This is a genomic window from Pedobacter cryoconitis (assembly GCF_001590605.1).
Classification (GTDB): domain Bacteria; phylum Bacteroidota; class Bacteroidia; order Sphingobacteriales; family Sphingobacteriaceae; genus Pedobacter; species Pedobacter cryoconitis_A.
In genome coordinates this window covers 5,857,111-5,877,587 of record NZ_CP014504.1, presented here as the reverse complement: position 1 = coordinate 5,877,587, position 20,477 = coordinate 5,857,111, and the positions used below count along the sequence as shown (strand labels likewise).

Sequence of the window (20,477 nt, the reverse complement as noted above, 5' to 3'; positions counted from 1 at the left end):
ATCATAAATTATCAAAAGAGAGTGCTTCAAAAGAGCACTCTCTTTTTTTATGCGCTATTCATACTTTAATGCGTCCGCAGGGTTTGCCTTCGCCACCTTGAAAGTTTGCAGACTAACAGACAGTACTGCAATCATTACTGATAATATCAATGCCGTTAAAAAAGGCCCGTAACTGATTTCTATCTTATAATCATATTTTTGCAACCATTTAACTGCCAGGATATAGGCCACAGGAATCGAAATCAAGTTGGAGATAATCACCAGTTTAATAAAATCCTTGTTCAAAAGAATCAGTATATTTTTCATATCCGCTCCTAACACTTTACGGATACTGATTTCTTTACTTCGCTGCTCTGCCATATATAGCGCTAAGCCAAGTAAACCAAGGCAGGAAATAAAAATAGCGAAACCACCAAACACATTGGAGAGCATACTTAAAACCTTTTCATCATGGAGCTTTTCTGCCATTTGCTGATTAACAAAAGTCATCTCAAAAGGATAATCGGGATTAAGCTTCTGACTCAATGCCTTTATCTTTTCTATAGACTGGGTTATATTGGCCGCTGGATTAAGACGCAGTACGAGCATATTAGCATTATCTTTTTCCGTATAAAAATATAATACAGGCTCCACCTTTGTTCCTAAAGAGGAATAGATGTAATCCTTCATTACACCAATAACTGTAAAGGTCTGACCCCAATCACCATTGCTGATTTGAGCACCAATTGGATTTTTAAGATTCATTGTTTTCACTGCAGTTTCATTCAGCACAACAGCTAAAGAATCGCTAGCAAAAGCACGGTTAAAATCACGCCCAAAGAGTATTTCAGAACCAATAGTTTGCGTAAAATCATAACCAGAAAAATGGAGCTGCATCTTTATCTGTTCATTCTTCTGTTGGCCAGGCCATCCTATTTTCTCCGTACTCACCGAATTATTTGTCACCCCATTCGAGGTTTCTGTCGCCGCAACTATAGCGCCGGATTTTATCAATTCTGCTTTAAAAAGATCCAGTTTATGATTATCCCTCAAAGATCCGGACCGCCATAACTGAACCAGATTATCTTTATTAAACCCTAAAGGCTTAGTATTCATGTACTGCATCTGATTATAAACAACTATTGCACACACAATCATGCAAATAGAAAAACCAAACTGAAGAACCACCAATACTTTACGCATAGGCAAGGAAGTCTTGCCAGCTCCTCTGAATCCTTTCAATACTTTAACAGGGATAAATGAAGACAAATAAAATGAAGGATAGCTTCCCGCAAGCAAGCCTGTAATGATAATCAGCAGCGTCAGTGCCACCCATATACCATAAGAATGATAATTAACAGCGATATGAATACCCAAAAGATTATTAAAATAGGGTAATGAGATTTCCAGCAGCATAAATGCGAGTACCATTGCCAAAAAAGATAACAATAAAGATTCTATTAAGAACTGCCATGCTATTGCCTTTCTGGATGATCCCAACGTTTTACGAACACCTACCTCCCTGGCTCTTTTTTCAGAACGCGCAGTAGAAAGATTCATATAATTTATACAGCCAATAAACAACACGCACCCAGCCAGCATTAAATATAACCTCACCTGGTCAATACTCCCGCCAATCAGCTTTCCATTTTCAAAAGAGTTATATAAATGATTTTTCTCAAACGGGAAAAGAAAAAACTCAATGTATTTATCTCCATTCTGCTTCTGCGTAAATATCTTTCTCATTTGTGCATCCGCAGCCGTAAATGAACTTTTATCTTTCAATTGAATGAGCGTATTCAATGCTCCATCACTCCAATCCATACGTGTAAAATAAGGTCGCTCCTTTTCCAGTAAAGACCAGGGCACCAGCATATCAAACTGATAACTTTGATTCGCTGATAATTTCTTAATAACCGCAGTAACGACTAGCGGGACACGGTTATCAAATTTTATGGTCTTACCTACAGGGTCTTCATCTCCAAAAAACACCCTGGCCGTTTCTTCTGTAAGCAATATAGAGGAAGGCGCTGTTAAAGCTGTTGCAGGATTTCCTTTGATAAATTCGTAATCGAACAACTGGAGAAAAGAAGGATCAGTATAAATGATCTTTTTATTGAAGCTGTTCTCCTTATACCTGAAAAGTCCTCCACTCTCTGCTAAACGACACGTATATTCAATTCCTGGTATAGTTTGTCTGGCAGTAGCTGCAAGCTGACTGGGTGTACAATAACTACGGTTCGTTGTCACCTTATCACTCATCCGGTCATTTTCATAAACAGCATATATCCGGTCAATATTTTTAAACTGCTTATCGAAGCTCCATTCGTAATTCACATATAACAACAACAGCAAACAACTGGCGAGCCCGATGGCCAGTCCGCCAATATTGATCAGCGAAAAAACCTTATTCTTCCATAGATTCCGCCAGGCGATTTTCAGGGTAAGTTTATACATGTCAGTTTACTAAGGTTAAGATATCAGTTAAAATCGGAAGATGCTAACTTTATGCCAGACTCAAAACACAGAATAAACCACCTAACAATCAGCATTTTAATTAAAAATAAAAGAGTTACTGTACATAATCGAACAATTATGTTCGATTATGTACAGTAACTCTTTTTCAGGTATGTATTTAACTTGGTTCTTCCTTTTAGCCGACAGCATTATTCAAGGTCTTCCAAATTACCTTTGATCTATAATCCTGTTTCAGACATAATTTTCGCTAAGGTTCTTAACCCAATTTTTTCAAATTTTTTAAGACTTCCAACCATTTTAAGCAGAATTTATCAAAAATTATAATGCAAGCATAAAACCTATACCGAATACCGATATCATATTTGGTATAATAGACACCAGTTTTAGAAAGGTTAATCCTATTTCATGCAAAATTTTATATTGAATTATAACCTATTTTATACATTATATTTTTTTTCATTTATTTTCATTCTGCTATTGACAGTCTGTAAAGCAAAAACTAAATTGTATTTATATAAAGCAAACCTAAAACACAACAAAATGCAAGGTTTATTCAAAGCGCAAATTAATGTCATTATTAACCTAATTATTCTGCTGATTCTTCAGGAGAGTAAGGCGCTGTAAATGAATATTTAACCTAAAAAAATATCCGAAAGCGCCTCCCAACAGAGGCGCTTTTTTAGTAAGAGCAAAACCAAACCACCGAAACCAAAAAAAAATGCAATACTACGATTCAGCCACAGTACTTTACCTAGACGGGAAGTTTATCAAAGCCCCGGAAGCCAAGACAAGCTTGTATAGCCAATCTTTACATTACGGCTATGCAGTGTTTGAAGGTATCCGTGCGTACAACACACATAACGGAACCAGAATATTTAAAGCTAAAGAGCACTATGAACGTTTGAAGCGTTCTGCTGAACTGATGCACATTCCATTTCCATACGATATTAACGACCTGATCAAACAGACCTATAAACTACTGGAAAAGAATAAATTAAAAGACGCCTATATCCGTCCTTTAGTATATTGCGCGCCTAATATGACCTTATCACCGGCAACAGAAGTTTCGATTATGATCTGTGCCTGGGAATGGGGAGCATATCTTGGAACACAATTACAGAAAGTTTGCATTTCCAGCTACCAGAGACCAAATCCTAAATCTACCCATGTAGAAGCTAAAGCCAGCGGACACTACATCAATTCAATATTGGCTACTACAGAAGCAAAAGGTAAAGGTTTTGATGAAGCTATTTTACTGGATATGAACAATAATATTGCTGAGGCACCAGGAGCTAATATTTTCATTGAGAAAAATGGCAAACTATATACTCCCCCACTAGGAAATATCCTTGCAGGAATTACCAGGGCAACTGTGATCAGATTATGTAAAACACTTGATATAGAATGTATCGAAAAACACTTATCAGCAGACGACCTGAAAAATGCAGACAGCGCTTTCTTCTGCGGAACAGCAGCGGAGGTTATCGGTATCGCCTCTGTAGATGAAGCAGTTTTTCCTGCAATATGGACAGAAACATTAGGAGCAACCATACAGCGCACCTATAAAGCATTAGTATTAGAGAAACAAAACTACGAAGTAATCATATAAACCTATAAAAAGATAAGATGTCACAAGAATCACCAGAATTGAACCGCTACAGCAAAGTTTTCACACAAGATCCTACTCAACCAGGTGCACAAGCAATGTTGTATGGTATTGGTTTGACCACAGAAGATATGCAAAAAGCACAGGTGGGTATTGCCAGCATGGGTTATGATGGAAACACCTGTAATATGCACTTAAATGATTTGGCTAAAATTGTTAAAGATGGCGTGTGGAAAAATGATATGGTCGGTTTGACCTTCGGTACGATTGGTGTCAGTGATGGAATGTCAAATGGTACAGACGGGATGCGTTATTCACTGGTTTCCAGAGATGTAATTGCAGACTCTATTGAAACAATCTGTGGCGGACAATACTATGACGGCCTGATCACTATTCCGGGCTGTGATAAAAACATGCCAGGTTCAATCATGGCTATGGGGCGCTTGAACAGACCTTCTATTATGGTTTACGGTGGTAGTATCCATTCAGGAAAATACAAAGGAAAATCACTAAACATAGTCTCTGCTTTTGAAGCACTGGGAGAAAAATTAGCTGGTAACTTATCAGAAGAAGATTATCAGGGTATCATCCGTCATACCTGTCCCGGCGCGGGGGCTTGTGGCGGGATGTATACCGCGAATACCATGGCCTCAGCAATTGAAGCTTTAGGAATGAGTTTGCCTTACAGTTCATCTTATCCAGCACTAAGTGAGGAGAAAAAAGACGAATGTTTCCGTGCAGGAAAAGCAATCAGAATCTTGTTAGAGCAAAACATTCTTCCTTCAGATATTATGACTGACAAAGCATTTCACAATGCGATCGTAACTGTAATGGTATTAGGCGGATCGACAAACGCTGTACTGCATTTAATCGCTATGGCAAAATCTGTAGGCTTAAGTTTGAAATTAGAAGATTTCCAAAATATCAGTGATAATACACCTGTTTTGGCCGATTTAAAACCAAGCGGTCAATATTTAATGGAAGATGTTCATGAAATAGGTGGTATACCAGCCGTTTTAAAATACTTGCTGAAAGTTGGATTGATCCACGGAGATTGTATGACTGTTACTGGTAAAACCATAGCAGAAAACGTAGCAGGAGCAGCAGACCTTGATTTCGACAAACAGAAAATCATTTTCCCGGTAACCAGTCCGTTAAAAACAACCGGTCACTTACAAATGCTTTATGGAAACCTGGCTGAAAAAGGTGCAGTAGCTAAAATCAGCGGTAAAGAAGGAGAGAAATTTGAAGGCCCTGCCCGTGTATTTGAGGGTGAGCAAAAATTGATTGCAGGAATTCAAAGTGGAAAAGTACAACGCGGTGATGTAGTTGTCATTACCAATGTTGGTCCAAAAGGAGCACCAGGAATGCCGGAAATGCTTAAACCAACTTCTGCAATTATTGGTGCAGGCTTAGGTAAATCAGTGGCATTGATTACAGACGGACGCTTTTCGGGAGGTACACATGGTTTTGTAGTAGGTCATATTACACCAGAAGCCTGGGATGGAGGAAATATCGGGTTAGTTAGAGATAACGATATGATCACGATAGATGCAGTAAACAATACACTGCAATTAAATATATCTGACGAGGAGCTTGCACAAAGAAGATCCGAATGGAAACAGTTACCACCACCCGTCAAAAGCGGCGTCCTTTACAAATATCTGAAACAAGTAAGTAATGCGAGCGAAGGCTGTGTTACTGATGCTTACACTGATTAATTAACCTAAGCCCCAATTTAAACGCGAACAAAATGGACACTACACAAGAGGTAACGACCAAGCTGGCAGAACCTAAAAAGACCACGCAGGTAACAGGCTCGGTAGCCTTGCTAGAAGGATTAATTGCCGAAGGAACTGAAACTATTTTCGGTTATCCAGGCGGAGCAATCATGCCTATCTATGATGCTATTTATGACTACAAAGAAAAGTTAAACCATATATTAGTAAGACATGAGCAAGGCGCTACACACGCCGCTCAGGGTTTTGCCCGTACTTCGGGTAAAGTCGGCGTAGTCTTCGCCACCAGCGGTCCTGGTGCAACCAACCTGGTTACCGGACTAGCCGATGCACAAATAGACAGTACTCCTTTAGTTTGTATTACAGGACAAGTATTTGCACATCTTTTAGGAACTGACGCATTTCAGGAAACTGATGTAATTAATATTACTACGCCCGTTACTAAATGGAATTACCAGGTAACAGATGCCAGTGAAATTCCTGCTGCACTAGCCAAAGCATTTTACATTGCCAGAAGCGGAAGGCCAGGACCGGTATTAATTGATATCACCAAAAATGCGCAGATGCAATTATTTGATTACGAAGGCTATGTTCCTTGTAATCATATCCGGAGCTATCGCCCAAAACCAATCATCAGAAATGAATATATTGAGCAGGCAGCTGCTTTAATCAATAATGCAAAAAAACCATTTATCCTTTTTGGACAAGGCGTATCATTAGGTAATGCAGAAGAAGAATTCAAAGCTTTTGTAGAAAAAAGTGGTATCCCTGCTGCCTGGACTATTCTGGGTGCAGGTGCAATTCCGACAGACCATCCATTGAATGTAGGAATGCTGGGTATGCACGGTAACTACGGCCCTAATGTACAAACCAATTCATGCGACGTCCTGATTGCTATCGGAATGCGTTTTGACGACCGTGTAACCGGCCGTCTGGATAAATATGCAAAACAGGCAAAAGTTGTCCATTTAGATATAGATCCTGCTGAAATTGATAAAAACGTAAAAGCAGATGTACCCGTTTGGGGAGACTGTAAGGAGACTCTTCCTTTATTAACAAAGCTGATTACTGAAAAAACACATGCAGGCTGGTTAGCAGAATTCAAGGCCTACGAGAAAATTGAGAAAGAAGAACTGATTGAACCAGAATTAAACCCACAAAGCGGAGAGCTGACCATGGGCGAAGTTATTCATCAATTGAATATCCTGACCAAAGGTGAAGCAGTCATTGTAAGTGATGTAGGCCAGCACCAGATGGTCGCTTGCAGATACGGGAAACTGAATGCAACCCGCCTTACTGTAACCAGTGGTGGGTTAGGCACTATGGGCTTTGGTTTACCAGCAGCTATAGGCGCTAAGTTTGGCGCACCAAACCGTACAGTTGTTGCAGTAATTGGTGACGGAGGATTTCAAATGACATTACAGGAATTAGGCACGATTATGCAATTCGGTGTAGATGTTAAAATTCTGATCCTGAATAACCAGTTCCTGGGTATGGTTCGTCAATGGCAGCAATTATTTAATGAGAAACGTTACTCATTCGTAGACATTACCAGTCCTGATTTCGTCAAACTTGCTGAATCGTATTATATCGCCGGCAAAAAAGTTACTGAACGTGCTGATCTGGTTGGTTCATTAGAACAAATGCTGCAGCATCCGGGATCATTCCTTTTAGAAGTAATGGTAAGTAAAGAACATAATGTATTCCCTATGGTCCCTCAGGGCTGTAGTGTAAGTGAAATCAGACTTAAATAATTAACGATTATGAGCAATTCTCAGGATATAGAGTTAGCCAATGCTAAACAAGAATTTACCATTACGGTATATACTGAAAATCAGATCGGTATACTTAACCGTATTGCGATTATATTTTCAAGACGGAAGATCAATATTGAAAGTTTGAATGTTTCCCCTTCTGAAATTGAACACATCCACCGTTTCAATATTTTAATTACTGAAACCGAAGAAGTAGTGAGTAAACTGGCCAGACAGATTGAAAAACAAGTAGAAGTCCTTAAAGTATACTTTAATACAAATGAGGATATCATCTGGCAGGAATTAGCCTTGTATAAAGTACCTACAGATACCATTGTAGAGAAAGTAGTCGTGGAACGGTTACTTCGTGAAAATGGCGCAAGAGCTGTTGTGATCCGTAAAGATTACACGGTATTTGAAACTACAGGTCACCGTACCGAAACAGATAAACTAATCGAAGTATTGCAACCTTACGGACTGATTGAGTTTGTCCGCAGTGCACGCGTTGCAATTATCAAAGACAGCGAAGGCTTCAATAGCAAGCTGAGAGAATTTGAACGTCGTGAACCAGGTCAGGAGGTGATAGAAAACGAATTCCTTGACAAAGAAAAAAACGTATTTACAATGTAATCCATTGTGGACCTAAAAATTAACCAATAAACAATTAAAAGAACCTTTAAAATCAAAAACAATAAACGATGTCAAATTATTTTAACACACTTCCTCTTAGAGAAAAATTAAACCAATTAGGTGTTTGCGATTTCATGGACAGTTCAGAATTCCTGGATGATGTAAACGCATTAAAAGGAAAAAAACTAGTTATTGTAGGCTGTGGCGCACAAGGACTAAACCAAGGTTTAAACTTAAGAGATAGTGGTTTAAATGTTTCTTATACCTTGCGTAAAGAAGCTATTGAAGGTAAAAGAGATTCCTGGAAAAATGCGACAGAGAACAATTTCACTGTAGGCACTTACGAAGAATTAATTCCTGAAGCTGATGTTGTCATCAACCTGACCCCGGATAAACAACATACTGCAGTAGTTACTGCAATTATGCCATTAATGAAAAAAGGCGCTACTTTATTATACTCACATGGTTTTAACATTGTAGAAGAAGGCATGCAGATCCGTAAAGATATTACGGTAATCATGGTGGCTCCTAAATGCCCTGGAAGTGAAGTAAGGGCAGAATATGTAAGAGGTTTCGGTGTACCAACCCTGATCGCTGTACACCCTGAAAATGATCCTGAAGGAAAAGGTCTGGTACAAGCAAAAGCATACTGCGTTGGAACAGGCGGACACAGAGCTGGTGTATTAAAATCATCTTTCGTTGCCGAAGTGAAATCAGATTTAATGGGTGAGCAAACGATCCTTTGCGGATTATTGCAAACAGGCTCTATCCTTTCTTTCGATAAAATGGTTGAAAAAGGAGTAGATGCAGGTTACGCTTCTAAACTTGTTCAATACGGTGTTGAAGTGATCACTGAAGCCTTAAAACAAGGTGGGATCACTGCCATGATGGACAGATTAAGTAACGTGGCAAAAATCAAAGCTTTTGAAATCTCAGAAGAATTGAAAACAATTATGCGTCCATTGTTCCAAAAGCATCAGGATGATATCATGAGTGGTGAATTTAGCCGTACTATGATGGAAGACTGGGCAGCAGGAGATAAAAACTTATTGGCATGGCGTGCAGCAACTGGCGAAACAGCTTTTGAAAAAACACCAGCAGGTGATGTTAAAATCGGAGAACAAGAATACTTTGACAACGCTTTATTAATGGTTGCTTTTATCAGAGCAGGTGTTGAGTTAGCTTTTGAAACTATGGTAGAAGCAGGAATTAAGCCGGAATCTGCCTACTATGAGTCTTTACACGAAACTCCACTGATTGCCAATACCATTGCGCGTAAAAAATTATTTGAAATGAACAGAGTAATCTCTGATACCGCAGAGTATGGTTGCTATTTATTTGACCATGCTTGTAAACCTTTGCTGGCAGATTTCATGAAAAATGTAGATACTGAGCTGATCGGTAAAAACTTTAACGAAGGCAAAGATGGTTCAGTAGATAACAGAGCACTGATTGCAGTGAATGAAGTTATCCGTTCACATCAGGTTGAAACTATCGGTGCAGAACTGAGAAAAGCAATGACCGCAATGAAATCAATTAAAACAGCATAAGAATAATAGAAACCTCTCAGGTGAATAGCCTGAGAGGTTTATAAAACAAGCAGAAGATGTCAAAAACATTAGTAGAAAAAATATGGGATGCACACGTTGTAAAAAGCGAAACAGGATTTCCTGATATTCTATATATTGATACGCACTTAATCCATGAAGTAACCTCGCCGCAAGCTTTTGATGGCTTGCGTAAAAGAGGCTTACCCGTTTTCCGTCCGCAGCAAACTGTGGCTACTGCCGACCATAATGTACCCACTATCGATCAGTTGCTGCCGATCAAAGAAGAACTATCTCGTTATCAGGTTGATATGCTGACCAAAAACTGTGCAGAATTCGGTATCGAATTGTATGGCCTGGGACATCCATTTCAGGGAATCGTTCACGTAATTGGCCCTGAACTGGGAATTACGCTTCCAGGAAAAACAATGGTTTGTGGGGATAGCCATACTTCTACACACGGCGCTTTTGGTGCAATTGCATTCGGTATAGGTACCTCACAAGTAGAACAGGTTTTTGCGACACAATGTTTATTGCAGCAAAAGCCGAAGACCATGAAAATTGAGGTTAACGGTACTTTAGGAAAAGGCGTGTCTGCTAAAGACATTATTTTATACATTATCTCTAAAATATCAGCCGCGGGTGGTACTGGTTATTTTATAGAATATGCAGGTTCGGCAATTGAGGCTTTAAGTATGGAAGCCCGGATGACGATCTGCAATATGAGTATAGAAATGGGTGCCAGAGGTGGATTAATTGCACCCGATCAAATTACTTTTGATTATATCAAAGGCAGAGAATTTGCCCCGGCAAGTGCAGAATGGGATAAATCACTTGCCTACTGGAAAACTTTGTACAGTGATGCAGATGCTAAATTCGATAGCGTATTAACGTTCAAAGCTGAAGACATTGCCCCAATGATTACTTACGGAACAAATCCGGGTATGGGTATGGGCATTCGGGAAAACATTCCATCTACAAGCTCTCAACCAGATAAAGAACAATTATCTTATCAAAAGGCATTGGATTATATGGGATTTGATGATGATTCTTCTTTAATCGGAAAACCTGTTGACTATGTATTTATTGGAAGCTGTACCAATTCCCGCATCGAAGATTTGCGTGAAGTTGCAGAATTTGTAAAAGGAAAACAAAAAGCAGAAAATGTAACGGTATGGATTGTTCCAGGCTCAAAACAAGTCGAACAACAAGCCAAAAATGAAGGTCTTGACCAGATATTTGAACAAGCAGGCTTTCAACTTCGCGAACCAGGCTGTAGTGCCTGTTTAGGGATGAATGAAGATAAAATACCTGCTGGAAAATACTGTGTTTCTACTTCAAACAGAAACTTTGAAGGCCGTCAGGGCCCTGATGCAAGAACTTTACTGGTAAGTCCATTAACCGCAGCAGCAGCAGCAGTTACAGGAAAAATTACAGATATAAGAGAAATGTTGACCAAGGCTTAGAAAAACACAATGAGAAAATTCGAGAAACTAACATCGGCAATTGTGCCTTTAAACATAGAAAATATTGATACTGACCAGATCATTCCGGCCAGGTTCCTGAAAGCGACAACCCGTGAAGGTTTCGGTGAGAACCTGTTCCGCGACTGGCGCTACAATGGGGACAATACATTAAAAGCTGATTTTGTACTGAATGACCCTGCTTATGGTGGTCAGATTTTAGTCGCAGGAAAGAACTTTGGTTGTGGCAGCAGCCGTGAACACGCAGCATGGGCTATCCAGGATGCAGGTTTTGATGTAGTGATCAGCAGTTTCTTTGCTGATATCTTCAAAGGAAATGCTTTAAACAATGGTTTGTTACCTATCCAGGTCAGTGAAGACTTCTTATCTGCAATTTACACTGCGGTGGGTAAAAATCACAAAGCACAATTGGATGTCGATCTGGAAAAACAAACCGTAACTATTGTAGATAGCGGTGAACAAGTCGATTTTGAAATCAATGCCTATAAAAAATCATGCCTGATTAACGGCTACGATGACATCGACTTTATCTTAAACCAAAAACATTTGATCGCAGCATTCGAACAAGCAAAATAATGACGCAACCCATTGTACATATCACCAATCTGAACTTGAAGTATCACCACAAACCGGTACTTCAGGAACTGAACTGGACAATAAAACGCCATGAAAACTGGTTGTTACGTGGGATTAGCGGCAGTGGAAAAACATCACTGGCAAAAGCAATTGCTGGTCTGGTCAAATTTCAAGGTGATATTGAAATTAACTTCGACACAGAGCGTAACCTGGCCCCAACGGTTCATTATGTAGCGAACTGGTATCAATTTAAAGACCTGGAAGGCCAATCTAACTTTTATTATCAGCAGCGCTACAATAAACAGGCAACCGAAACTACTGCAACTGTGCGCGCAGAACTGGAAAGCTATGGCAAAAAACATCAGCTTCAATTCAGCGAAGCAGAGCAACTTTTAGCCGCTTTAGGTTTTTCAGACTTGATAGACTCTACATTGATTCAATTGTCAAGTGGTGAACATAAAAAATTGCAATTGGTTAGCGCTTTATGGCTTAAACCTCAGCTATTAATCATAGATCAGCCTTATAACGGATTAGATAAACTTTCCCGTCATCATTTAAACCTGCTGTTTGAAGAGATTACTGCAGCTGGTACAACTTTGATTTTAATCAGTAATGATAAATTATTCCCTCCATGTGTCCACCGCTTTGGTGAAATCAGCGGAGGCCAGCTGATTGAAATCTCAGCCAATGAACATACTTTGGAATTTGATGAACAAGAAAGCAAACCGATTCCTGATTTTTTAAAAGAAGCTCCGGTTTCATCTGCAGACAGTGTGATCAGAATGATTGATGTAAATGTCAGCTATGGAGAAAAGCAAGTTTTAAAAAACATCAACTGGGAAGTTAAAGCAGGAGAAAAATGGTTGCTGCAAGGCCCTAACGGATCTGGTAAATCGACGCTGTTAAGTTTAATAACGGGTGATCACCCTCAGGCTTATGCGAACAATCTTTACCTGTTTGGTCATCAAAGAGGCAGTGGTGAAAGTATCTGGGATATTAAAAAACGTATTGGTTTGATCTCACCAGAACTTCACTGGTACTTTGATCCGCTGGCAACTGTCAAACATAGTATCATTTCGGGATTCTTTGATAGTTCAGGCTTATTCCGTGAGGCTGATTATACAAAAAAAACACAGGCAGCAGAATTAATTGATTATTTCGGACTTACCGAATATCAGGACACCCTGCTCAACCAACTTCCTTTAGGAAAACAAAGACTGGCATTTTTAGCCCGTACTATTATCAAGAACCCCGAACTGCTCATTCTCGATGAACCATGTCAGGGCCTAGACCAGCAACAAACACAATATTTTAACAAGCTCGTAGATGAATTGTGTAAAAATGGAACCACATTAATTTATGTTGGCCACTTTGAAACTCAGCTGCCAGCTTGTATAGAAAAAAGAATTTTATTGGAAAACGGCGAAGTAAAATCCGCCGGAAAAATATTAGAACCCGTATTAAAATGAAGAAAAACATATTAGTTATACCAGGGGATGGCATTGGACCAGAAGTAACCCAATGGGGGAAAGCCGTATTAGAACAAATTGCAATCAGCTTTAATCATGAGTTTAATTTTGATGAGGCTTTAATGGGACATGCAGCTATAGAAGCAACTGGTAATCCATTACCAGATGAAACCTTAGAAAAAGCCAGAAAGAGTGATGCGATCCTCTTTGGAGCAGTAGGTCATGCTAAATATGACAATGACCCTTCTTTAAAAGTGCGTCCGGAACAAGGACTGCTTAAAATCCGTAAAGAGCTTGGTCTTTATGCAAACCTGCGTCCTATCTTATTATTTGATGAATTATTAAACGCATCAAGTATTAAAGCACATATTCTGCGCGGTACCGACATCCTGTTTTTCAGAGAACTGACAGGTGATGTTTACTTCGGTGAAAAAACAAGATCAGAAGACAAAAATACTGCATCAGATTTGATGATTTATCACAAATATGAGATAGAACGAATTGCACACAAAGCTTACGAAGCAGCTATGCAACGTGGCAGAAAACTATGTTCTGTAGACAAAGCAAACGTACTGGAAAGCTCAAGATTATGGAGAGAAACCGTTCAGGAAATAGCCAAACAATATCCTGAAGTAGAAACACAGCATTTATTTGTTGATAACGCAGCGATGCAATTAATTAAAGATCCTAAACAATTTGATGTGGTCTTAACAGCAAACCTGTTTGGTGATATTTTAACTGACGAAGCTTCACAAATTGCAGGCTCAATGGGTATGCTTGCTTCTGCTTCAATTGGAGATGGAACTGGCTTCTTTGAACCTATCCACGGCTCTGCACATGATATCACAGGTAAAGACCTGGCCAACCCATTAGCTTCTATCCTATCTGTTGCCCTGATGCTGGAAATCAGCTTTGGCTTAAAAGAAGAAGCTCAACTGATCATTTCGACTATTGACAGGGTATTAAAAGATGGCTACAGAACCAGTGACATCGCAGACGACTCCACAAGCCCGTACAAAGTATTAGGTACTCAGGATATGGGTAAACTCGTCTTAAAATTCATTACACAACAAACTTACACTAACTAACCATGACTATGCTACACGATCCTAATAGAGTTTACGTATTTGACACGACCCTTCGTGATGGAGAACAAGTTCCAGGCTGCCAGCTTTCTACACCAGAAAAAATAGAAATTGCATTGGCACTGGAGGCGCTCGGCGTAGACGTGATTGAAGCTGGTTTCCCAATCTCCAGTCCTGGCGATTTTCAGAGTGTAGTTGAATTATCCAAAGCCGTAAGAGAGCCAATTATTTGTGCACTGACCAGAGCAAACAGAAAGGATATTGATTCGGCCGTTGCTGCTTTACAATATGCTAAACGACCAAGGATACATACTGGAATAGGATCTTCTGATATGCACATTAAATACAAATTCAACAGTACACGCGAAGAAATTCTGCAACGTGCCGTAGAAGCTGTAAAATATGCCAAACAGTTTGTAGAAGATATCGAGTTTTTTGCGGAGGATGCCGGCCGTGCAGATAATGCATTCCTGGCCCAAATGATTGAGGCTGTAATTGCAGCAGGTGCAACCGTGGTAAATATTCCTGATACCAACGGCTATTGCCTGCCGGAACAATATGGTTCAAAAATCCTTTACCTGAAACAAAATGTTCAAAATATAGATCAGGCCATTATCTCTGTGCATTGTCATAATGATTTAGGTCTGGCAACTGCGAATACTTTGGCCGGTGTAATCAATGGCGCACGCCAGATAGAATGTACGATCAATGGTATTGGAGAACGTGCCGGTAATACTGCATTGGAAGAAGTGGCTATGGTTTTAAAAACACACCATGCCCTGAACCTGAAAACCAATATCAACACTAAACATTTCAGTGAGATCAGTGCTAAAGTGAGCCGGATGATGAGAATGCCGGTACAGCCGAACAAGGCAATTATCGGACAGAATGCCTTTGCGCATAGCTCAGGTATCCACCAGGATGGTTTCCTTAAACACAGAGAGAACTACGAAATCATCAACCCTGAAGATGTAGGGATCGATGCAGCTGGAATTATCCTGACTGCCAGAAGTGGTCGTCATGCGTTAAAACATCACCTGGAAAGATTAGGTTATGTGATTGAGAAAATCAACCTGGATCAGGTATATGAGAAATTCCTTTTACTTGCTGATCAGAAATTAGAGATCTCAGATGATGATTTATTATCATTAATGAGTGATGGTGAAGAACATACTTATAAAAACGGTTATAAACTGAATTCTTTACATGTAGTTTGCGGAGATTCAGCATTACCAGTAGCGACTGTAAAATTAGAACACGAAGGGATAGAAAAAGAAGCAAAAGCTGAAGGTAACGGCCCCGTAAATGCGACTATTAAAGCTATAGAAAGCATCATTGGTAAAGATATTCAGTTGAAAGAATTTACTATTCAGGCGATGCACGGTGGCAGTGATGACACCAGTAAAGTAAATATGAGAGTAATTTTCGAAGAGCGTTCTTATTTAGGTTATGGCTTCAGTACCGATATCGTTAAGGCATCAGCCGATGCTTATCTGGACGCATTAAATAAATTCTTATAACATGGAGCTGGAAAAGGAAGTAGAACTGGATTTTGAGGCAGCGGCCGCACGTATTGCAGATACTGTTAAACGTACTCAACTAGAGTATAATGAAGGACTATCGCTAAAATACAATGCTAAAATTTATCTGAAAAGAGAAGATTTGCAAGTGGTGCGTTCCTATAAATTGCGTGGTGCTTACAATATGATCAGCACACTGGATCAAACACAAACCAGCCGCGGTGTGGTTTGTGCAAGTGCAGGAAATCACGCACAGGGGGTTGCCTATTCTTGCAAGAAATTAGGTATCCAGGGGGTCATTTTTATGCCCGAAATTACCCCAAGACAGAAAATCAAACAGACTGAAATGTTTGGTGGAGACAATATAAAAATTGTACTTGTCGGTGATACTTTTGATGACTGTATGAAGGAAGCACTTGCTTATACGGCTGAACACCAGATGGTTTTTGTTCCTCCTTTTGATAACATTAAAGTGATAGAAGGTCAGGGAACAGTAGGTATCGAAATATATCAGGATCTTCCGGAAACTGAAATTATTGTAATGCCTATTGGTGGCGGTGGTCTGGCTTCTGGTGTAGGCAGTTACTTCAAAAATATAAATCCGCAGATTAAACTGATTGGTGTCGAACCTGAAGGCGCTCCTTCCATGAATCATGCACTAAAGAACGGTAGCCCGGTTACACTGGATTATATTGATCGTTTTGTAGATGGTGCAGCTGTGAAACGTGTAGGCAACCTCAATTTCAAATATTGCAGTGATTTACTGGATCAGATGTTATTGATTCCTGAAGGAAAAATCTGTACGACTATCTTAAAATTATACAATGAAGATGCGATTGTCGTGGAACCAGCAGGAGCACTTGCTGTAGCTGCACTCGATCAATTAAAAGATACAATTGCCGGCAAAACCGTAGTTTGTATTGTAAGTGGCGGTAACAACGATATTGAGAGGATGCAGGAAATTAAAGAGAAATCTTTACTTTTCGAAGGTCTGAAGCATTATTTTATCGTTCGCTTTCCACAAAGACCAGGGGCATTGAAATCATTTGTGAATAATGTATTAGGGCCTCACGATGACATCACCCGCTTTGAATTCATCAAAAAGACAAACCGCGAGAATGGCCCGGCATTGGTTGGCATTGAATTGCAGGAAAGTTCCGACTATACTTCATTAAAGGAGAGAATGGCAGAATTTAAGTTTGAAGTTATTGATCTGAATGATGATCAGACTTTGTTTGAATACCTGGTTTAATAACCTTTCTTTTGCACAACAAAAAGACCTTAGCTAATTGATTAACTAAGGTCTTTTTTTGTGCTATTGCCAGCAGTTTTTTATAGCTGATATCAGCTTTCAAGTTGAAACTAGCTTCAAGTTGAAATTAGCTTCAACTTCCTTTTAAATATTCTCTCTTAACCTGCATCCCATACCAGAGGCAAGCGCATACAAATAAGCAGCAACAGCCTTTACTTTACTTCCCTCCTTCTTAAAATTCCAGACATCATTCATAAACAGAGGAAAGTTTTTACTATTCAGCTGATCAAAAGCAACAGAAATTGTAGGTGATAAAGAATGTGCCGTATGCCAGATCCCAAAAGGGATATATAAAGTTTCACCAGCACTTACTTTAAAACTAATCGGCGTAGCATGTTTAAACTCCGGATGTTTCTCTAAATCAGGATTAAAAACATTTACTTCTGAGCGCCATTGATTCTTTTCTGTGGCGTATAAAAATTTCTCCTGTCCGCGTGGAAAAACAGTAAACATTTTCTCTCCATAAAGCTGATTAATCCAGGCACTCAAATGATAATAGTCTTTATGTACATAAGGAAATTTGCCACCTGGCCCACCAACAAAAAGTTCGATAATACCACCCCAGTTTCCACGTTTAAATAAAGATGACTCTAACCAGTTTGGCTTTGCGTATCCCAAATTGAGTGGCAGCAGTAAATCCAGCATTTCAGGAATTTCCTTACTGATATTAAAAGTAAGCGGATAAGGTGCAAGCTTCTCTTCAGAGCTATGTTCTGCCAGATCCATGACCTCTTTCATTTGATAAGGTTTTCCTGTCTCCTTATTCAAGACGTCACTTTCCTTCTCCGGATAATTCTCGCGAAACCAATCAGGCGTAAACAAACCATTTGCCTTCCAGACCTGGGATGCATCCGTTAAAATCACAGGAATTCCGGGATTATGATGCTCGTCCATAAATTCCTGATAACTAAGATTTGACTTTCGTTGGATTTCCATAAAACTCTAATTATTAAATGATAACAATTATAGTGTAAATATTATCAAGTCTCCAAGAAATAATAAAGGCAGCTCTTAAAGCTGCCTTGTTGTTATAAAAATGTTTATCAATGACAATCATGCGTACTTATAGTTATCAGGCAGACCACAGTTAAATAGCGACATAAACTACAGTGCGTAACCTGGATACAAATATTTGAATCCTGCCAGATCTCCAGCAGATAAAGCTGTTCTTTGTGAACCAAAAGTAGCCCCGTCAAGTTCTGTAATCGTTGGTTCACCATTGCTAGAAAAAGCACTAGAAGGATACATCATAATTGATCCAAAATCAAAGGCACCAGTTTGTCCACCAGTATAGCCCCTATCTGCCCAGGTATCAAAATTATGCTCATAACCCGCCTCAATATTGTCCTTATTGATAATTACATAATCATCGCGGTCAGTTCGGCTTTGCTCATGGATTAATCTCAGCGCATGTCCTATCTCATGTATAGCATTACCAGCCGAACAGCTCGATGACAAATTTAATTTCTGAGCTCCTCCAATCATTCCCAAAGATAAAGAACAACCAAAACCAACTACAAACCTGATATAATTTGCCTGGTTGGTACGCACTGTAAAAGTTAACTTGGTTTTAGCTTCCCAGTGCGCTATTGCATCAGCTTAAATTAATAATTAAGAAATCAGATAATGTATTTCAATAAAAAAGAACTTTAAAATAAACATAATTAATATTTTATCATTAATTAATGATATTTTTACAAAAAAAAACTTCAATGAAAGAAAAAACAAAAACATTATCAATAGTAATTTTCATGATTATAATATGTTCGTGCAAAAAAACTATTTCTCCAACTACCGCCATACCGGTCAAACAAGATTTAGAAATCGCAGGAAATTGGTCGCTAAATCAAACAGTTAATATTCTAACCGACAAAAACGGGAAATTATTTATTGACAGTGTAAAAGCAATCAAAGGATATACCGACGATCTTAGTTTCGATAAAAAAGGATTTAGGATAAAAGATAAAGTTGTTAGTTATAGCATAGTTAATATTAAGAATGAAAATTATATTAAATACGCTGTTTACGATTCAGTAATTATGCTTAAGCTAATAAAAAAAGACAATATTTCGTTTGTATTGGAAAGCTCTGATTCTACTTCAAGTCAACAAAGAATAACAAAATACTATTTCCAGAAAGATTAATATGATGAAAATATCAAAAGCCCTTATAATAACTTGTTTTCTACTATGCTTTCTTTGTACTACGAAAGCCCAAACAATAACAATAAACTTTAAGGATGCTACGAAATACGGTAGTCATCCTAATCCTCATTATTTTGATAATTCTGGTTGTGGTCTGTATAATAGATTTGGTCCGAATCCAACGCCTTTGAATGGTTATAATATTAGAACTGTGGGAAATACATGGATTAGTGATGCCAGTACAATTATTGCAGCTATTAATATGTATGCGAGTGGAAAAAAAAACTCTAATTATAATAATTCCACTATTTCAGTAGAATATCCTTTTAAGGCAAATAAAACATACAAAGTAGAATTAAATGGCATTAAAGATGATCAAGTATGGATGGGAGGAACGACAAGACCGTCCAATTTCTTAACTCCAGTTCTATGGCTTAAATTGGATAACAATCCAGAAATTATAAGTAACGCTCAAAATAAGTGTATTGAATCTCATTATGAAGTTGAGAAAAAGGTAGATAGATATTCTATTCTTATTGCAGATGAAAATAAATCCATTGGATCAAGAAATTATACGGCTAAATTCTCGCCATTAGAGGATAGGAATTCGATAAAAATTACATACGATCCTTCTCCAGCTGATCCAAATTTCCAATTTGATGGTATTTTCAGGCTTACTAATATTAAAATTACTGAATTACCTTATGAAGAAATACCTACAAGAATAATTGCTACGTATAAAAATGCTCCAAGACCACCACGTGGAACACCAGGTTACGATATAATCTCGGAAGTAACTTCAACAGAAAGAGGTAGTACACCCAGATCGATAACTAAAAAATTCACTATTACCCCAAGCCAGTGGGCTTTAGACACAGATGGGAATGGATATTCAGTTTATTTAAGTGATTTAGTCCCTGATTTAAGTATATCAAAATTATCAAATGTTATAGTATATGGAAATGTCACAGGGTTACCTCGCCAACCAATTGAGCAAATTGTATTACCAGGAGCCTTTGAAAACAATAATTATACTTATCAATTTTTATCAAGCGGGGATGTAGTAATTACAATTAATAATGTTTCAAATACTCAACCATCAAATAAAGTTGACTTTGCTCTTTTCTATAACTAACTATTAAGTTATTGAGTTT

At 38.6% G+C, this 20,477-nt stretch carries 16 protein-coding genes; 13 read left to right on the top strand and 3 right to left on the bottom strand.

Annotation, left to right across the window (positions count from 1 at the left end):
- Nucleotides 1-54: 54 nt before the first annotated feature.
- On the bottom strand, nt 55-2,436 hold the full coding sequence (locus tag AY601_RS24855; protein WP_068406741.1) for an ABC transporter permease: 2,382 nt from the start codon (nt 2,434-2,436) through the stop codon (nt 55-57).
- Between the two features lie 739 nt (nt 2,437-3,175).
- On the opposite strand from AY601_RS24855, the gene AY601_RS24845 reads away from it, so the two are divergent.
- The 11 genes from AY601_RS24845 to ilvA all read left to right on the top strand — a co-directional run bounded on the left by AY601_RS24845 (nt 3,176) and on the right by ilvA (nt 17,119).
- On the top strand, nt 3,176-4,066 hold the full coding sequence (locus AY601_RS24845) for a branched-chain amino acid transaminase (RefSeq protein WP_068406736.1): 891 nt from the start codon (nt 3,176-3,178) through the stop codon (nt 4,064-4,066).
- Between the two features lie 17 nt (nt 4,067-4,083).
- On the top strand, nt 4,084-5,784 hold the full coding sequence (gene ilvD / locus AY601_RS24840) for a dihydroxy-acid dehydratase (protein WP_068406733.1): 1,701 nt from the start codon (nt 4,084-4,086) through the stop codon (nt 5,782-5,784).
- Nucleotides 5,785-5,816: 32 nt separating this feature from the next.
- A complete protein-coding gene (ilvB, locus tag AY601_RS24835) occupies nt 5,817-7,556 on the top strand; it encodes a biosynthetic-type acetolactate synthase large subunit (protein ID WP_068406730.1) in 1,740 nt (579 codons plus the stop codon).
- A 9-nt stretch (nt 7,557-7,565) separates the two neighbouring features.
- Nucleotides 7,566-8,186 carry an acetolactate synthase small subunit gene (gene ilvN / locus AY601_RS24830; RefSeq protein ID WP_068406727.1) on the top strand — a complete coding sequence of 207 codons (621 nt, stop codon included), beginning with the start codon at nt 7,566-7,568 and terminating at the stop codon, nt 8,184-8,186.
- Between the two features lie 68 nt (nt 8,187-8,254).
- Nucleotides 8,255-9,736 carry a ketol-acid reductoisomerase gene (gene ilvC, locus AY601_RS24825; protein ID WP_068406724.1) on the top strand — a complete coding sequence of 494 codons (1,482 nt, stop codon included), beginning with the start codon at nt 8,255-8,257 and terminating at the stop codon, nt 9,734-9,736.
- 56 nt (nt 9,737-9,792) lie between these two features.
- Entirely contained in the window at nt 9,793-11,199 is a 1,407-nt protein-coding gene (gene leuC / locus AY601_RS24820; RefSeq protein ID WP_068406721.1) for a 3-isopropylmalate dehydratase large subunit, read from the top strand.
- A gap of 9 nt (nt 11,200-11,208) precedes the next feature.
- Nucleotides 11,209-11,793 (top strand): 3-isopropylmalate dehydratase small subunit, encoded by a 585-nt coding sequence (gene leuD, locus AY601_RS24815; RefSeq protein WP_068406717.1) that lies wholly within the window; start codon nt 11,209-11,211, stop codon nt 11,791-11,793.
- The gene (locus AY601_RS24810) at nt 11,793-13,262 is read left to right on the top strand and encodes an ATP-binding cassette domain-containing protein (RefSeq protein WP_198163576.1); all 1,470 of its coding nucleotides are present in this window, start codon (nt 11,793-11,795) and stop codon (nt 13,260-13,262) included. Before leuD ends, AY601_RS24810 begins: the two co-directional genes overlap by 1 nt.
- Nucleotides 13,259-14,350 (top strand): 3-isopropylmalate dehydrogenase, encoded by a 1,092-nt coding sequence (leuB, locus tag AY601_RS24805; RefSeq protein WP_068406711.1) that lies wholly within the window; start codon nt 13,259-13,261, stop codon nt 14,348-14,350. Before AY601_RS24810 ends, leuB begins: the two co-directional genes overlap by 4 nt.
- Before the next feature lie 2 nt (nt 14,351-14,352).
- Nucleotides 14,353-15,867, top strand: a complete 1,515-nt coding sequence (locus AY601_RS24800) for a 2-isopropylmalate synthase (protein ID WP_232324667.1) — start codon at nt 14,353-14,355, stop codon at nt 15,865-15,867.
- Between the two features lies 1 nt (nt 15,868).
- Nucleotides 15,869-17,119: a threonine ammonia-lyase IlvA gene (ilvA, locus tag AY601_RS24795; RefSeq protein WP_084359465.1), complete on the top strand. Its 1,251-nt coding sequence runs from the start codon at nt 15,869-15,871 to the stop codon at nt 17,117-17,119.
- Nucleotides 17,120-17,263: 144 nt separating this feature from the next.
- On the opposite strand, the gene AY601_RS24790 is transcribed toward ilvA, so the two are convergent.
- A complete protein-coding gene (locus AY601_RS24790; RefSeq protein ID WP_068406705.1) occupies nt 17,264-18,115 on the bottom strand; it encodes a cupin-like domain-containing protein in 852 nt (283 codons plus the stop codon).
- A 168-nt stretch (nt 18,116-18,283) separates the two neighbouring features.
- Nucleotides 18,284-18,769, bottom strand: coding sequence for a M12 family metallopeptidase (locus tag AY601_RS24785; protein WP_084359464.1), 486 nt, complete (start codon nt 18,767-18,769; stop codon nt 18,284-18,286).
- 122 nt (nt 18,770-18,891) lie between these two features.
- On the opposite strand from AY601_RS24785, the gene AY601_RS24780 reads away from it, so the two are divergent.
- Nucleotides 18,892-19,323, top strand: a complete 432-nt coding sequence (locus AY601_RS24780) for a hypothetical protein (RefSeq protein WP_157288102.1) — start codon at nt 18,892-18,894, stop codon at nt 19,321-19,323.
- A gap of 1 nt (nt 19,324) precedes the next feature.
- Complete coding sequence (locus tag AY601_RS24775; RefSeq protein ID WP_157288100.1) at nt 19,325-20,458, top strand: hypothetical protein; 1,134 nt, start codon at nt 19,325-19,327, stop codon at nt 20,456-20,458.
- The last annotated feature ends 19 nt before the right edge of the window (nt 20,459-20,477 follow it).

What these genes read in the sequence shown, in the direction of transcription:
- AY601_RS24855 (WP_068406741.1), bottom strand. Translation starts at nt 2,436, where the DNA reads ATGTATAAACTTACCCTGAAAATCGCCTGGCGGAATCTATGGAAGAAT.
- ilvC (WP_068406724.1), top strand. Translation starts at nt 8,255, where the DNA reads ATGTCAAATTATTTTAACACACTTCCTCTTAGAGAAAAATTAAACCAA.
- ilvD (WP_068406733.1), top strand. Translation starts at nt 4,084, where the DNA reads ATGTCACAAGAATCACCAGAATTGAACCGCTACAGCAAAGTTTTCACA.
- ilvB (WP_068406730.1), top strand. Translation starts at nt 5,817, where the DNA reads ATGGACACTACACAAGAGGTAACGACCAAGCTGGCAGAACCTAAAAAG.
- leuD (WP_068406717.1), top strand. Translation starts at nt 11,209, where the DNA reads ATGAGAAAATTCGAGAAACTAACATCGGCAATTGTGCCTTTAAACATA.
- ilvN (WP_068406727.1), top strand. Translation starts at nt 7,566, where the DNA reads ATGAGCAATTCTCAGGATATAGAGTTAGCCAATGCTAAACAAGAATTT.
- ilvA (WP_084359465.1), top strand. Translation starts at nt 15,869, where the DNA reads ATGGAGCTGGAAAAGGAAGTAGAACTGGATTTTGAGGCAGCGGCCGCA.
- AY601_RS24800 (WP_232324667.1), top strand. Translation starts at nt 14,353, where the DNA reads ATGACTATGCTACACGATCCTAATAGAGTTTACGTATTTGACACGACC.
- leuB (WP_068406711.1), top strand. Translation starts at nt 13,259, where the DNA reads ATGAAGAAAAACATATTAGTTATACCAGGGGATGGCATTGGACCAGAA.
- AY601_RS24780 (WP_157288102.1), top strand. Translation starts at nt 18,892, where the DNA reads ATGAAAGAAAAAACAAAAACATTATCAATAGTAATTTTCATGATTATA.
- AY601_RS24845 (WP_068406736.1), top strand. Translation starts at nt 3,176, where the DNA reads ATGCAATACTACGATTCAGCCACAGTACTTTACCTAGACGGGAAGTTT.
- AY601_RS24810 (WP_198163576.1), top strand. Translation starts at nt 11,793, where the DNA reads ATGACGCAACCCATTGTACATATCACCAATCTGAACTTGAAGTATCAC.
- AY601_RS24775 (WP_157288100.1), top strand. Translation starts at nt 19,325, where the DNA reads ATGATGAAAATATCAAAAGCCCTTATAATAACTTGTTTTCTACTATGC.
- AY601_RS24790 (WP_068406705.1), bottom strand. Translation starts at nt 18,115, where the DNA reads ATGGAAATCCAACGAAAGTCAAATCTTAGTTATCAGGAATTTATGGAC.
- leuC (WP_068406721.1), top strand. Translation starts at nt 9,793, where the DNA reads ATGTCAAAAACATTAGTAGAAAAAATATGGGATGCACACGTTGTAAAA.